Genomic DNA, 14504 nt, shown 5'->3' on the forward strand with positions numbered 1-14504 from the left:
ATTTTTCATTGCGGCTGAAGGTCTCTTCGCGAGCAGGCTCGCTCCCACAGGGAAATGCATTCCAACTGTGGGAGCGAGCTTGCTCGCGAAGAGGCCAGCCCGATCAACCCATTGCGTTGATCAGACCGCTCGGATCACATGCTTGATCTCCTGAAACGCCGCCAACCCCCAAGGCCCTAACTCACGGCCAATACTGCTCTGCTTGTACCCGCCCCAAGCCGACTGCGGGAAAATCACTTGCGGTGCATTGATCCACACCATCCCCGCCTGCAAGGCATTGGCCACGCGATCCGCCGCTGCGGCATCGCTGGTCACTACACTCGCCACCAAACCAAACGGCGTGTCATTGGCCAGCGCAATCGCCTCCGCCTCGCTGCTGAAACTGCGCACGCACAGCACCGGCCCGAAAATTTCTTCACACCACAGCGCGCTGTCCAGCGGCACGTCGGTGAACACGGTCGGCTGCAAGAAATAGCCGCGTGGCAAATCCGCCGGGCGATTGCCGCCACAGAGCAAACGCGCGCCCGCGCTCAGCCCACGATCGATGTGCCCGAGTACACGCTGATACTGCGCCTGATTGACCAGCGCCCCCATTTCCACGTCCGCATCGAACGGGTCAGCCACACGAATCGCCTGCGCTCGCTTCTGCAAACGAGCGAGAAATTCCTCTTCCAGCTCCTCAGCCACCAACACACGACTGGTCGCCGAACACATCTGCCCGGCATTGAAGAACGCCCCACCACAGGCCAGCTCAACCGCCAGATCAATGTCGGCATCCGCCAACACCAGCAACGAAGATTTGCCGCCCAACTCCAGGCTCACACCCTTCACCGTTTCCGCCGCGCGCTGCATCACCTGCACGCCAACCGCGTTGCTCCCGGTGAAGGAAATCTTGGCGACGCGCGGGTCTGACGACAACGGCGCACCGACCGCCAGCCCAGTGCCGCAAACCAGATTGAACACACCATTCGGCAGACCCGATTGCGCAATGATCGCCGCCAGTTCCAGCTCCGGCAGCGGCGTCACTTCCGAAGGCTTGAGCACCACGCAGCAACCCGCCGCCAACGCTGGGGCGAGTTTCCACGCGGTGGTCACCATCGGAAAATTCCACGGCACGATCAACCCGACCACACCGCACGGTTCGCGGCGCAAACGTGCGCTGAAATCATCGCTGGGCAGTGGCACGTTGCTGTCCTGTCTGGCGTCGAGACCTTCAGCGAGTTCGGCGTAATACTCAAACGTGGCGATCACATCATCGACGTCGATGGCCGCTTCGACTAGCGGTTTGCCGTTGTTGCTCGACTGCAACTTCATCAGATGCTCGCGACCGTTGCGCACGCCATTAGCGATGTTGCGCAGGATCGTGCCGCGCTCGGCGCCGGTGGTTTGCGACCAGGTTGTGAAGGCTTCGCTGGCAGCGGCGACGGCTTGATCGACCGCCTGCTCGTCACCGCCATTGACCGTGGTCAGCAGCGCTTCGGTGGCCGGGTTGATCACCCGCAGATGTTCCCGCCCCGCCGACCATTGGCCGTTGATGTAAAGGCCATCGAGTGTGGTTGGGAAACTGATCATTGCGCCACCGCCTTCATCCATTGGCTCTGATCGATTTCAATGAGGGTCGGGCCCTGACGATCGCTTGCACAACGCAACGCGCTGCGCAGTTGTTCGATGCTGCTGATGGCTTCAGCGGCGCAGCCGAGACCTTTGGCCACCGCGACAAAATCCGGGGTGTAGATGTCCACGCCGACCGGTTCGATGGCGCGGTTGACCATGTATTTCTTGATCTCTTCGTAGCCCTGGTTATTCCACAGCAGGACGATCACCGGCACCCGCGCTTCGACCGCGCTGGCCAGTTCCGGCAGGGTGAATTGCAAGCCGCCGTCGCCGATCAGGCACACCACCGGAGGCCGCGCACCTTTGTCGAGTTGACCACCGAGCCAAGCACCAATCGCGGCCGGCAAGGCGTAGCCGAGGGTGCCGTAACCGGTCGAGGCGTTGAACCAGCGGCGCGGGTGATCGGGGTTGAACGTGAGGTTGCCGGTGTACACCGGTTGCGTCGAGTCGCCGACGAACACCGCATTCGGCAGTTCATCGAGCACGGTGTCGAGAAAACGGGTTTGCGCGACGGTCGGCGCATCCCAGCTCGCGGCCAGTTCGGCGCGCAGTTTGCCAGCGCGGGCCTGACCCCAGTCTCTGCTGCGCTCATCTAGTTTTTCTTGCGACAGATTGTTCAGCAGGGCTTGTGCAGCGTTGCGTGCGTCGGCCACCAGCGCCAGGTGCGGCGGGTAGTTGCGCACGGTCTGGTCGGCGTCGATATCGATGCGCAACAGTTTGCCGGGAATCTCGAAACCACCGGCGAAGGTCACATTGTAATCGGTCTCGGCCAGCTCGGTGCCAATGGCCAGCACCACGTCGGCATCAGCAACCAGCGCGCGGGTGGCGACCAGCGTCTGGGTCGAGCCGATCAACAGCGGATGGTTGCCCGGCAGCATGCCTTTGGCGTTGATGGTCAGCGCCACCGGAGCATCGAGCAGCTCGGCAAGTCGGGTCAGCTCCGGCGCTGCGTCGATGGCACCGCCCCCCGCCAGAATCAGCGGACGTTTGGCTTCGGCCAGCAACCCGCTCATGCGTTTAACGGCAGCGGGCGCAGCACCGGCGCGGTCAATATTGACCGGCACGCTGGCGAGCAATTCATCAGCGTTTTCGACCAGCACATCCAACGGAATCTCGATGTGCACCGGACGCGGACGACCGGCCTGGAACAACGCAAAGGCACGCGCCAGTACCACCGGCAATTCAGCGGCGGACATCAAGGTATGCGAGAACGCTGCGACGCCGGAAACCAGCGCGCTCTGGTTCGGCAGCTCATGCAACTTGCCGCGACCGCCGCCCAATTGGCTGCGCGATTGCACGCTGGAGATCACCAGCATCGGGATCGAATCGGCGTAGGCTTGGCCCATGGCGGTGGTGATGTTGGTCATGCCCGGGCCGGTGATGATGAAGCACACCCCCGGTTTGCCCGCGGTGCGCGCGTAGCCGTCAGCCATGAAACCGGCGCCCTGTTCATGCCGGGGCGTGACGTGGCGAATGCTCGAACGGGCCAGCCCGCGATACAGCTCTACGGTATGCACCCCGGGAATGCCGAACACCTGCTCGACCCCATAACCTTCGAGTAACTTGACCAATACTTCGCCACACGTCGCCATGTCGATTGCCCTTCCTATTTAATCGGTACGCCGGATCAAATGTGGGAGCGAGCAGGCTTGCTCCCACATAGTCCGTGGAATGGCCTCATTGAACGGTCGGCCGGTAGCGGCAACAATCGATTAAAAGTCATACTAGCCATGTCCTCACGTCATACCTTGGATCCACATGAAACGCCTGCCTCCCCTGCCCGCCCTGCACACGTTCCTGATCACCGCGCAGTGCTGCAACTTCACCCGCGCCGCCGAGCAGTTGCACATCACCCAGGGTGCGGTGAGCCGGCAGATCGCCGGGCTGGAGGAGCATCTCGGTTATCCACTGTTCATCCGTCTGGCCCGTGGCCTGGCGCTGACCGCCGAGGGACGTGAATGGCTGCCGCGCGTAGAGAAAATCTTCGGCCTGATCAGCGAGGCGACCGAGCAGATCGGCCTGCAACGCGAAACCCTGCAACTCAAGGCACCGAGCTGCGTGATGCGTTGGCTGTTGCCGCGCTTACTGCAATGGCAGAAAGAACGCCCGGACGTGCCCGTGAAACTCACGGCGTCGTTGCAACACGGCGTGGATTTTCAGCGCGAGCAATTCGATGCGGCAGTGATCTACGGCGCGCCACCCGATAACTCGCCGGGCGCGTTGCACCTGTTCGATGAACAACTGACGCCGGTGTGCTCGCCACTGTTGCTCAAGGGTTCGCCTGCGCTGAAGGCACCGACGGATTTGCAGGAGCATCTGTTGCTGCACCCGACGCACGATATTCAGGATTGGTCGGTGTGGCTCAACGCCGCTGAGCTACGACTGAACAACATCGGCAGCGGCCAGCATTTCGAAACGCTGGATCAGGCGATGTCGATGGCGTCCCACGGGACGGGGGTGGCGATCGGAGATTGGTCGTTGATTGGCGATGACTTGCGCGCAGGGCGGCTGGTGATGCCGTTTGATCTGAAGGTGAAGACGGGGTTGGCCTATTACGTGGTGTTGCCGCCGGGGGTTGAGGCCTCGCCGCAGCTGGAAGAGCTGATGATCTGGTTGGTGGAACAAGCCCACACCCGCTAAACACAAATCCCCTGTAGGAGCTGCCGAAGGCGGCAGCTCCTACAGGGGATGTATCAGTAGCCGACGGTGTAGCGCTTGCGCGAGTGCTTCGGCGTTTCCACTTCGTCGATCAACGCAATCGCGTAATCAGCAAAAGTGATCCAGCTACGCCCTTCAGCGCTCACCAGCAAGTGATCCTGGCCGACACGGAAACTACCCGTGCGCTCCCCTTCGACAAACTCTGCCGACGGCGACAGGAAGGTCCAGTCCAGATCCTGCTCCTGACGCAACGCATCCAGAAACGCCGCACCGGCGCTGGCCTCGGTCTTGTACTCTGCCGGGAAACCCGCGCTGTCGATCACCCGAGAATCGTCCGGCAGCAACAGCGAACCCGCACCGCCGACCACCAACAAGCGCCTCACCCCGGCCTGCTTAACCGGCCCGACGATAGCGCTCGCTGGAACAGTGGCGAAATGCGCTGCCGTAATCACCACGTCGTGACCGGCCACTGCATCCTGCAGCGCCGCCGCATCCAGCACATCGACATTCTTGCTGACCACACCGGCACGGGCGCCGATCTTCGAGGTGTCGCGGGCGATAGCGGTGATGCTATGTCCGCGACGCAGGGCTTCTTCCAGCAATTGGCTACCGGCACGTCCGGTGGCTCCAATGATTGCGATCTTGCTCATGACATTCTCCAGTTGGCTTGAGAGTGCTGCGTTTTCACGAATCGGCTTACCACTGCATTTCGCCCTTGGCGACTTTCGCGCTCAGCTCCAGCGAGCTTTCCTCGCCGAGTGTCGGGTAGCGCTTTTTCATCGCCGCGATCAGTGCGGCGGCGTCTTTGGCCTTGGCGGTTTCCGCGTCGAAAGCCTTAATGTAGTCGGCGGTGAATTTCACGCTGGCCAACGAATGGCTGCTGTCACCGAGGTAGTGACCCGGGACCACGGTGTTCGGCTTCAGGGTTTCGATCGAGTGCAGGGTTTGCAGCCAGTCGGCGTGAGATTGCGCGGTCTGGGTGTCGGCCATCCACACATGAATGTTCTCAGCGACGACCACGCCACCGACCACGGCTTTGAGCGACGGGATCCACACGAAACTGCGATCCGGCTGTTTGCCGTCAAGGCCGATCACCTGCAATTTCTGCCCCTCAAGCATCAGGCTGTCACCCTTGAGCACGCCCGGCACGATGGTTTTCGCTGGCACGTCGGCGCCCATTTTCGGGCCCCAGAAAGCAAGCTTGCCAGCGACGGTGTTGTTGATGTGATCGACGGTCGGTTGCGAAGCCAACACCTTGGCGTCGGGGAACGCTTTAGTCAGGGTGTCGAGGCCGAAGTAGTAATCCGGGTCGCCATGACTGATGTAAATGGTGGTCAAGTGCTTGCCGCTGGCGCGGATTTTTTCCACGACGTGCTCAGCTTGGGATTTGCCAAATTGCGCATCGACGAGGATCGCGTCTTTCTCGCCGCTGACCAGCACCGAGGTCACCGGGAAAATCGCTTCCGTGCCAGGGTTATACACATCGAGGGTCAGATTGGCTGCGGCGGCATGTGCTGCAAAACCCAGCGAGGCGCTGGCGAGAAGAACGCGTTTGATAAGGGTGAAGCCGATCATCTGTTGCTCCGGTGTTCGAATGCCATGCTTGGCGATGGAACAGAGCTTAGTTGCCTGACTCAGTACAAAAAATGCGATGCTTGGACATAGTTTGTTTCTGAAAGCGGGCAAATCATGGATCGTCTCCAGGCTATGCGGGTGTTTGTGACAGTGGTGGATCTGGGCAGCCAGTCAGCGGCAGCCGATCATCTGGACCTGTCCCGGCCCGTGGTTTCACGTTATCTGGCGGAGCTGGAAGACTGGGTCGGCGCGCGGCTGATGCACCGCACCACGCGCAAATTGAGCCTGACCGCCGCCGGCAGTGAAATTCTGCCGCGCTGTCGGCAGATGATCGAACTGTCGAACGACATGCAGGCTGCCGTCAGCGAACCCGACGACGCCCCACGCGGTTTGCTGCGCATCAGCGTCAGTACGTCGTTTGGCCAGGCGCAACTGGCCGATGCCATGGCGGCGTACGTCAAACGCTATCCGGGGGTGAGCATCGACCTGCAAATGCTCGACCGCACAGTGAACCTGGTGGATGAACGCATTGATCTGGCGATTCGCACCAGTAACGATCTCGATCCAAATCTGATCGCCCGGCGCCTGACCGTTTGCCGTTCAGTCGTGTGCGCCGCGCCGGCATATCTGCAAGAACAGCCGATGCCGTTACGGGTCGAGGAGTTGAGCCAACACAACTGCCTGACCCATTCGTATTTCGGGAAGAGCCTGTGGCACTTCGAAGAGGATGGCGAACCGGTTTCGGTGCCGGTACAGGGCAACATCAGCGCCAACGAGGCCAGCACGTTATTGCGCGCGACGCTGGCCGGTACGGGGGTGGCGATGCTGCCGACGTATCAGGCCGGCGTGCATATTCACAGCGGTGAGCTGGTACGGCTGCTGCCCCATGCCGAGCCACGGCAAATGAACATCTACGCGGTGTATGCCTCGCGCAAGCACATGCCGGCGGCGCTGCGCAGCCTGCTGGATTTTCTGGTGCAGCGCTTTCCCGAAAATCCCGAGTGGGATATCGGCCTGTAAACCCAATCCACTGTGGCTTCATCAATGTTCTGAATGGCGGGGTAAATCCTCGAACGCACTGGCTGGCAAGTCCGCCCCGCTGACCTATGCTGAAAGTAATACCGCAGGGTATTTCGTTCAGAGGTGAACGCCATGAACATCAAAACAAGAAGATACGTCGCGATTTTCATCACCTGCGCTGCCACGCTGGCGCTGTACGGCACCGCGGCCTGGCGGGTCGAACAAATGCGACAGCTGCCGCGCGAATATGCGAGCTGCAATTACGAGCGCTGCATTCCGCACAACGCCACGCTTAACGCGTTGCGCTGATGTGAACGAGTTGAGACACGCCCCTGTGGGAGCGAGCCTGCTCGCGAAAGCAATGGGTCATTCAACATAGTTGGCGACTGACACAACGCATTCGCGAGCAGGCTCGCTCCCACAGTGGGTAGTAGCGATAACCTTATTGCTCGGCCTTCAATCGGTCGCGGAACGCCTTTGGCGAAATCCCCACCCGGCGGCGGAACAGGCGTGTGAAGTTGGTTGGATCGGAAAACCCCAACAACTCCGACATCTCGTAAATCGTCATGCTGGTGTAAGTCAGTAAACGCTTGGCTTCCAGCAACTGACGCTCATGCATGATCTGCAGCGCCGGCTGTCCCGCCAGCTCACGGCACGTGCCGTTCAGGTGCGACACCGAAATGCCCAACCGATGCGCCAGATCCTCGACCTTTACATGCTGGCGATAGGTTTCTTCCACCAGTTGGATAAAGCCGTTGAGGTATTCGCGCTGACGTTGCGGACGCTGACTTGCCTTATGGCGCACGATCGCCTGGCGACTGACCCAGACCATGATCACGCTGACCAGCGAATGCATGAGCATTTCCCGCGCCGGTTGATGGCCGTTGTATTCGGCCTGTAACGCACTGAACAGGCTGTTGAGATAATCGCCGTCCTTGCCCGCCGGGTAGTTCTCCGCGAGGGCCAAGGCGTGCACCGAGTCACCGAGTTGCGCCTGCAAATGATTGATCAGCGGCGTGGCGAGGGTAACGATGAAACCTTCAACGTCCTCGGAAAAACGAAAGCCGTGCACCGACAACGGTGGCAGGACTTGAATGGCCGGGGTGTCGAGTTGCGTACGTTGGCCTTCGATTTCAAGCTCTGCCTGACCTTTGAAAACGAAGAGTAATTGGCACAAATCAGCATGGCGGTGGGGTTTGATTTCCCACTCGTGTTCGCGACTGCGGGAAGAAATGGTTTCACAGTGCAGCAAGTCGGGGGTCGGCCAGTCCAGGCTTTCACCGTAGAGCTTGAACACTGGAATCGAAGGCAGCTCAGGCTTGTTCATCACTTCAATCCAGGCCTCAGGGTTGTGGGGCGATAATCGCACCGATTGGCAGAATGTACAGGTATCGGCTCAGTTTTCACCTTCAATTGACAGACCCGCAAGGGAAAAATGCAAGCACTCGATCCATAAAAAACATTCGCCGGCCCTTGCCGCGTGAAGCTTGCGAGTCATAAAAACAATGAAAACGCTAAAAACCCAAGTCGCTATTATCGGCGCCGGTCCGTCCGGTTTACTCCTCGGCCAGTTGCTGCACAACGCTGGCATCGACACCCTCATCCTCGAACGTCAAACCCCTGACTATGTGCTCGGCCGCATCCGTGCCGGTGTGCTGGAACAAGGCATGGTAGAGCTGTTGCGCCAGGCCGGCGTGGGTCAGCGCATGGACGCCGAAGGGTTGGTCCACGGCGGTTTCGATCTGGCGCTGGACGGCCGTCAGGTGCACATCGACCTGCACGCGTTGACCGGCGGCAAGACCGTGATGGTCTACGGCCAGACCGAAGTCACCCGTGACCTGATGGCCGCTCGTCGGGAGGCTGGCGCGGCGACGATTTACCAGGCAAGCAATGTCGTTCCTCACGGCATGAAAAGCGACGAGGCTTTTGTCACCTTCGAAAAGGACGGCGAAACCTGGCGCGTCGATTGCGATTACATTGCCGGTTGCGACGGTTTCCACGGCGTAGCCCGGCAGTCGATTCCGGCGGATTGCCTGAAGGTGTTCGAACGGGTTTATCCATTTGGCTGGCTGGGCATTCTCGCCGATACGCCGCCGGTGCATGAGGAGTTGGTCTACGCCCGCCATGAGCGCGGCTTTGCCCTGTGCAGCATGCGTTCGGCGACCCGCACTCGCTATTACCTGCAAGTGCCGGCGCAAGAGAACGTCGAAGACTGGAGCGATCAGCGTTTCTGGGATGAGTTGAAAAATCGCCTGCCGGTGGACCTGGCCGAGAAACTGGTGACCGGTCCGTCGATTGAAAAAAGCATCGCGCCGCTGCGCAGCTTCGTGGTCGAGCCGATGCAGTACGGGCGGATGTTTTTGGTCGGTGACGCCGCGCATATCGTTCCGCCTACGGGCGCCAAGGGTTTGAATCTGGCCGCCAGCGATGTCAGCACTTTGTTCAATATTCTGCTGAAGGTTTACCGCGACGGACGCACCGACCTGCTGGAGAAATACTCGGAAATCTGCCTGCGCCGCGTGTGGAAAGCCGAGCGGTTTTCCTGGTGGATGACTTCGATGCTGCACCGCTTCGACGATCACGATGACTTCAGCCAGCGCATCAGCGCCTCGGAACTGGACTACTTTGTCAGTTCAGAAGCGGGGCGAAAAACCATTGCAGAAAATTACGTCGGACTTCCTTATGAGGCTATCGAATAGCCTGCTACCGGAGGGTGTGTCATTCATTATTTCTCGCGCCGCGTTGCCACCTGAAAGCGGGCCAGGCAAGGCGCAGCCTGAAGGTAAGGGTTGTTTCCTTGCCGAGGGCTGCAACGCAGCATGGCCCGCTTTCAGGTGACAACCCGGAGGGCCGGGCGTGCTGTTGCGCAGGGCTGCGTTGCTCGGAGCTTATTTGGAATGACCAAACCACGCTCCTCGCGCCTTGCCCTGCGCAACAGCACACCCGGCGCGGCGCGAGAAATAATGAATGACACACCCTGTTACACTGGCGAGCATCCCCGCTCGCCTGACGATCTGCGGGACTCTCACTGCCCGCAGGTTTTGCCCGTGACCAATCTCAATCACCCCGAAACGCCCAAACCGGCCATTCGCAGCGTGCTGGTCGCGCTGATGATGGCGATTTTTCTCGGTGCGCTGGATCAGACCATCGTTGCCGTGTCGATGCCGGCCATCTCTGCTCAATTCAAGGACGTCAGCCTGCTGGCCTGGGTGATTTCCGGGTACATGGTGGCGATGACCGTCGCCGTGCCGATCTACGGCAAGCTCGGCGATCTCTACGGGCGGCGCAAATTGATGCTGTTCGGCATGGGCCTGTTCACCCTCGCTTCGTTGTTCTGCGGCATGGCGCAGAGCATGGAGCAATTGGTGCTGGCGCGGATCCTTCAGGGCATCGGCGCCGGCGGGATGATCTCGGTCAGCCAAGCGATCATCGGCGACATCGTCCCGCCGCGTGAACGTGGCCGTTATCAGGGTTATTTCAGCAGCATGTACGCGGTGGCCAGCGTCGCCGGCCCGGTGCTCGGCGGTTACATGACCGAATACTTGTCGTGGCGCTGGGTGTTCTTGATCAACCTGCCGTTGGGCCTTGGCGCTTGGTGGGTGGCGCGGCGCAATCTGCGCGGGCTGCCGATTCCGCAACGCAAACCGATCATCGACTACCTCGGTACGCTGTTGATGATCATCGGCCTGACCGCATTGCTATTGGGCATCACTCAGGTCGGTCAGGGACACTCGTGGCGCAGCAGCGAAGTGCTGGGTTTGTTCGCCTGCGCGGTGGTGGTTTTGGCGGTGTTTGTCTGGCATGAGCGTCGGGCGCGGGAGCCGTTGCTGCCGATGCATCTATTCGCCAACCGCAATGCCTTGCTGTGCTGGTGCACGATTTTCTTCACCAGTTTCCAGGCGATTTCGCTGATCGTGTTGATGCCGCTGCGCTTTCAGACCGTCACCGGTGCCGGCGCCGACAGCGCAGCGTTGCACTTGCTGCCGCTGGCGATGGGGCTGCCGATCGGTGCGTTCTTCGCGGGCCGGCGCACCTCGATCACCGGGCGTTACAAACCGCAGATTCTCACCGGCGCAGTGCTGATGCCGATCTCGATTCTTGGCATGGCCTTCAGCCCACCCGAAGCGACACTGGTCAGCGGTTTGTTCATGTTGCTCTGCGGCATTTCCAGCGGAATGCAGTTTCCGACCTCACTGGTCGGCACACAGAATTCGGTCGAGCAACGCGACATCGGTGTGGCGACCAGCACCACCAACCTGTTTCGGTCGCTGGGCGGCGCGGTGGGCGTTGCATTGATGTCGGCGCTGTTGCTGGCATTGCTGCAGGACTCGAACTTTGCCCATCTGGCGAGCAGTTCGCTGATCAGCGAAGGTCATTCCGGCAACGTATTGCTCGATGGCCTGAACGCGGCACCGGGGGATGCACAAAACGCCCTGCGCGCGGAGCTGCTGGTGACGTTCCGGCATTTGCTGTGGGTGAGCGCGGCGGTGTCGTTGCTCGGGTTGGCGGCGGCGATTGCGATGCCGAACAACCTGCTGCGCGGGCGTGAGCACGGCGCGAAATAACCCTTTCACACGATCGTTCCCACGCGAAGCGCGGGAACGATCGGCGCTGGGACTCAAGGGCTGTAGTAACCGACCGCCACGAGGAAATGCCCGACCTTTTTCAGGTAGGCGTGTTTGTCTTCTACCTTGCCGGTCACCGGGTTCTTCCAGCGGTATTCGTACTCGCCCTCATCCTGCTTGCCGATCAGCGCCAGAATCGGCTCGCCCACCGGTTTGCCTTCCGGATCCTTGATCTTGCCGAAGTCGGTATTGATCAGTCGCAGGTTGGTGCCGTGGGCGACGTATCGCTGAGTATTCAGATCGACGACGAAGACATACAGATCGTCCTGCAAATAACCGCCCTTGAGCGAGTTGATCGCCGTCAGCGTGCCCTTCTCGTCTTTGCCCAGATCCGTCGCCGCTTTGTCCAGCAGCGCCTTGGCTTGCTCGGCCGAAGCGCGCGGCAAGTAATAACCCACCGCAAGAATCCGCTGGCCGATGCGCTGGTAGAACACGTGCTTGCGTTCGACCTTGCCATCGGCCCAGTTCTGCCAGCGGTATTCGGCCTGCTGAATACCGTTACCTTCCGGCACGGTCAACGCTTGCTTGAAGGCTTTCTGTAAATCCGGCCCGAGCACTTCGCTGACATCGCGGCCAATCAGGGCCGATGAAGGCCCGCCGCTGGCGAGCATTACCCCTTTGGTATCGACCACGAATACGTAGCGATCCTTGTCGACAAACTCGCCCTGGCGACTGAAGGCGGCGAACGCCTTGTCACCGTTATCGTGGTAATAGGCCAGCGCCTTTTCCAGCAGGGCAATGGCGGCCTGGCTGTCGTCTTTGGCGGTGGTGGCGGCGCTGGCCTGGCCGAGCCCGACCAATAACAGCAAACAGAGACAGGCGAATTTATGCACAAACCCCATGACGCATCCCTCGTTCTTGTTGATGTTTCAAGAGCGTAGACGGCTTGGGCTGATGCATGGATATTCAGACGGTTTCTGAACATGTCGGCGGTGCGGTGGCGAGCATTCTCTCACCGCCGCTGCCAAGGCTCAGGGGCGGGAATTGATCTGCTGCTGCAAGTTCTGGATTTGCGCCTGCAGGGTATTGAGGTTGCGGGTCATCTGGCCGCGAAACGCGTCGAACTCAGCGGTATTGCCGCCACCTTGCGGGGCTGCCGGACGATTGTCCTGCTCGCTTTTGAGCACAACGATTTCCTGCTCGAGACGGTCAATGGCTGCGCTCGGGTTGCCCTGCTTTTTCAGCGCGGCAATGTCAGCGCCAAGGCTTTTGAACTGCGCGTCGAAACCCTTGAGCTGGGCATCGACCTTGCTGGTATCAGCCGGGGTGTTTTTCAGCGCCGCCACTTCCGCCGTCAAGGCTTTGACCTGCGCCTGCAACTGGGTGTTGGCGTTCTGCTGTTCGGTGGTCTGCGCGGTCATTTGCGCCAGACGCTTGTCCAGATCGCTGGCCTGGCCGGCCACGCCCTGTTGTTCTTTGCTCTGATCGAGCAGCTTGCCTTCGAGCTGTTTGATTTGCAGCTTCAACGCTTCGCTGTCACTGGTGACATTGCTTTGGCTGGCCACGACCTTGCCGGAAATATCCTGCAGGCGCCCCGCCGCTTCTTCGCTGATCCGCGCGAAGCTTTCCTGGGTCGCCACCAGTTGCTGCTCCATCAGCGAAATCTGCTGGAAACTCCACCAGGCCAGACCGATGAAAGCGAAGAACAGCGCACCGACCAATGCCCACAAAGGCCCGGTGCTTGCGGCCTTGACCTTGACCACCGGCGGTGTGCGCGAGTGCACGGAGGTGCGCGCGGTGGTCGGAATGTCATCGTCGTCGAAGGTGTCGGCACGCAGGCTCGGGACATCGTCGAAATCGTCGTGGGCATCATTACGCATGGACATTGAGGCAACCTTTGTGAAACGCGGTGATGGCTAAATGCTGCGAAGTATAACCGCCGTAGCCGCAGGGATTGACCCTCAACCTGCAGTGCGGTTCATTGCCGCCCGGCCGAATCGTTTCAACGGATGTCCTGAGCTTTCCACCACGCGCAGAACTCATCCAGCGCCGACCACAGGCTGACTTTCGGATCGTAATCCAGATAATGCCGGGCGCGACTGATGTCGAGGGTGAAATTTTTCTTCATGACTTGCATGCCCAACCGCGACAGCGTTGGCTCGGGCCGGCCCGGCCAGAGCATGCAGGCGCCTTCATTCAGCGCCGCGACGCTGTAGGCCAGACCATACGAACGGTACTGGGTGACCTGCGGCACCTCCATCTTGCGCATCACGTAATTGACCACATCCCACAACGGCACCGGCGCGCCGTTGCTGATGTTGTAGGCCTTGCCCAGCGCGGAACCGGCGGCCAGCAGGCTACTGAGCATGGCTTCATTGAGGTTCTGCACGCTGGTGAAATCGACTTTGTTCAGGCCGTTGCCAATGATTGCCAGCCGGCCCTTGCGTTGCATGTTCAGCAGGCGCGGGAAGATGCTCATGTCGCCGGCACCAGTGACGAAACGCGGGCGCAAGGCGATGGTTTCGAGGCCGAATTCCTGCGCGCCGAAGACCTTTTGCTCGGCCAGGTATTTGGTCGCGGCGTAATGATGCTTGAAGCGTTTGGGCACTTGCTCTTCGGTCAGGCCCACGTGGTCGCGGCCATCGAAGTAGATAGACGGCGACGACAGATGCACCAAACGGCGGACGCGCTGCTTGAGGCAGGCTTCGACGACGTTTTCAGTGACCTGCACGTTGCCCTGATGAAAGTCCTGATATCGGCCCCAGAGTCCAACGGCGCCCGCGCAATGCACCACCGCTTCAACGTCGGAACACAGCTCGCGGACCAAATCAGGATCGGTCAGATCGCCGGGGACGAACTCGGCGCCACGGCGTACCAGATGCTCGACGCTCTCGGCCCGGCGACCGTTGACCCGCACGTCCAGGCCCTGCTCCAGGGCGAAACGCGCAAAGCGCCCGCCGATGAAGCCGCTTGCGCCGGTGACCAAAATTTTCATGCAAAACTCCAATGAAACCAGCTGCGAGCTTCAAGCGTCGAGCTGCAAGTTTAAAACGGTGCGCAGCGCTGAACTTG

The 14504-nt window shown here is 60.4% G+C and carries 13 protein-coding genes; 5 read left to right on the top strand and 8 right to left on the bottom strand.

Going from position 1 to position 14504, the window contains the following annotated elements:
* Positions 1 to 120: 120 nt before the first annotated feature.
* Positions 121 to 1569 carry an aldehyde dehydrogenase family protein gene (locus ACQ4OE_RS20385; RefSeq protein ID WP_430947747.1) on the bottom strand — a complete coding sequence of 483 codons (1449 nt, stop codon included), beginning with the start codon at positions 1567 to 1569 and terminating at the stop codon, positions 121 to 123.
* Complete coding sequence (locus tag ACQ4OE_RS20390) at positions 1569 to 3206, bottom strand: 5-guanidino-2-oxopentanoate decarboxylase (protein WP_430947691.1); 1638 nt, start codon at positions 3204 to 3206, stop codon at positions 1569 to 1571. Before ACQ4OE_RS20390 ends, ACQ4OE_RS20385 begins: the two co-directional genes overlap by 1 nt.
* A 166-nt stretch (positions 3207 to 3372) precedes the next feature.
* On the opposite strand from ACQ4OE_RS20390, the gene ACQ4OE_RS20395 reads away from it, so the two are divergent.
* Positions 3373 to 4254 (top strand): LysR substrate-binding domain-containing protein, encoded by an 882-nt coding sequence (locus ACQ4OE_RS20395; protein WP_430947692.1) that lies wholly within the window; start codon positions 3373 to 3375, stop codon positions 4252 to 4254.
* Between the two features lie 53 nt (positions 4255 to 4307).
* On the opposite strand, the gene ACQ4OE_RS20400 is transcribed toward ACQ4OE_RS20395, so the two are convergent.
* Complete coding sequence (locus ACQ4OE_RS20400; protein ID WP_430947693.1) at positions 4308 to 4922, bottom strand: NAD(P)-dependent oxidoreductase; 615 nt, start codon at positions 4920 to 4922, stop codon at positions 4308 to 4310.
* Between the two features lie 46 nt (positions 4923 to 4968).
* Positions 4969 to 5847, bottom strand: a complete 879-nt coding sequence (locus ACQ4OE_RS20405; RefSeq protein ID WP_430947694.1) for an MBL fold metallo-hydrolase — start codon at positions 5845 to 5847, stop codon at positions 4969 to 4971.
* A gap of 114 nt (positions 5848 to 5961) precedes the next feature.
* Between ACQ4OE_RS20405 and ACQ4OE_RS20410 the strand changes: the two genes are divergently transcribed.
* Both ACQ4OE_RS20410 and ACQ4OE_RS20415 read left to right on the top strand, forming a co-directional pair.
* A complete protein-coding gene (locus ACQ4OE_RS20410; RefSeq protein WP_430947695.1) occupies positions 5962 to 6867 on the top strand; it encodes a LysR family transcriptional regulator in 906 nt (301 codons plus the stop codon).
* Positions 6868 to 6999: 132 nt separating this feature from the next.
* Complete coding sequence (locus ACQ4OE_RS20415; RefSeq protein ID WP_163004900.1) at positions 7000 to 7176, top strand: hypothetical protein; 177 nt, start codon at positions 7000 to 7002, stop codon at positions 7174 to 7176.
* A 133-nt stretch (positions 7177 to 7309) separates the two neighbouring features.
* On the opposite strand, the gene ACQ4OE_RS20420 is transcribed toward ACQ4OE_RS20415, so the two are convergent.
* Entirely contained in the window at positions 7310 to 8194 is an 885-nt protein-coding gene (locus ACQ4OE_RS20420) for a helix-turn-helix domain-containing protein (RefSeq protein ID WP_122589688.1), read from the bottom strand.
* 178 nt (positions 8195 to 8372) lie between these two features.
* Here ACQ4OE_RS20420 and pobA point away from each other — a divergent pair, with 178 nt between their 5' ends.
* Both pobA and ACQ4OE_RS20430 read left to right on the top strand, forming a co-directional pair.
* On the top strand, positions 8373 to 9566 hold the full coding sequence (gene pobA / locus ACQ4OE_RS20425; protein WP_122589690.1) for a 4-hydroxybenzoate 3-monooxygenase: 1194 nt from the start codon (positions 8373 to 8375) through the stop codon (positions 9564 to 9566).
* 348 nt (positions 9567 to 9914) lie between these two features.
* Complete coding sequence (locus ACQ4OE_RS20430; RefSeq protein ID WP_430947696.1) at positions 9915 to 11432, top strand: MDR family MFS transporter; 1518 nt, start codon at positions 9915 to 9917, stop codon at positions 11430 to 11432.
* A gap of 53 nt (positions 11433 to 11485) precedes the next feature.
* Here ACQ4OE_RS20430 and ACQ4OE_RS20435 read toward each other — a convergent pair whose 3' ends face one another.
* From ACQ4OE_RS20435 to ACQ4OE_RS20445, 3 genes are all read right to left on the bottom strand, one after another.
* Positions 11486 to 12334 (bottom strand): cache domain-containing protein, encoded by an 849-nt coding sequence (locus ACQ4OE_RS20435; protein ID WP_430947697.1) that lies wholly within the window; start codon positions 12332 to 12334, stop codon positions 11486 to 11488.
* Positions 12335 to 12463: 129 nt separating this feature from the next.
* Positions 12464 to 13318: an ATPase gene (locus tag ACQ4OE_RS20440; protein ID WP_430947698.1), complete on the bottom strand. Its 855-nt coding sequence runs from the start codon at positions 13316 to 13318 to the stop codon at positions 12464 to 12466.
* A 116-nt stretch (positions 13319 to 13434) separates the two neighbouring features.
* A complete protein-coding gene (locus ACQ4OE_RS20445; RefSeq protein WP_122589696.1) occupies positions 13435 to 14427 on the bottom strand; it encodes an NAD-dependent epimerase/dehydratase family protein in 993 nt (330 codons plus the stop codon).
* Between the last annotated feature and the right edge of the window lie 77 nt (positions 14428 to 14504).

The organism is Pseudomonas sp. WC2 (assembly GCF_050586545.1).
Lineage (GTDB): Bacteria > Pseudomonadota > Gammaproteobacteria > Pseudomonadales > Pseudomonadaceae > Aquipseudomonas.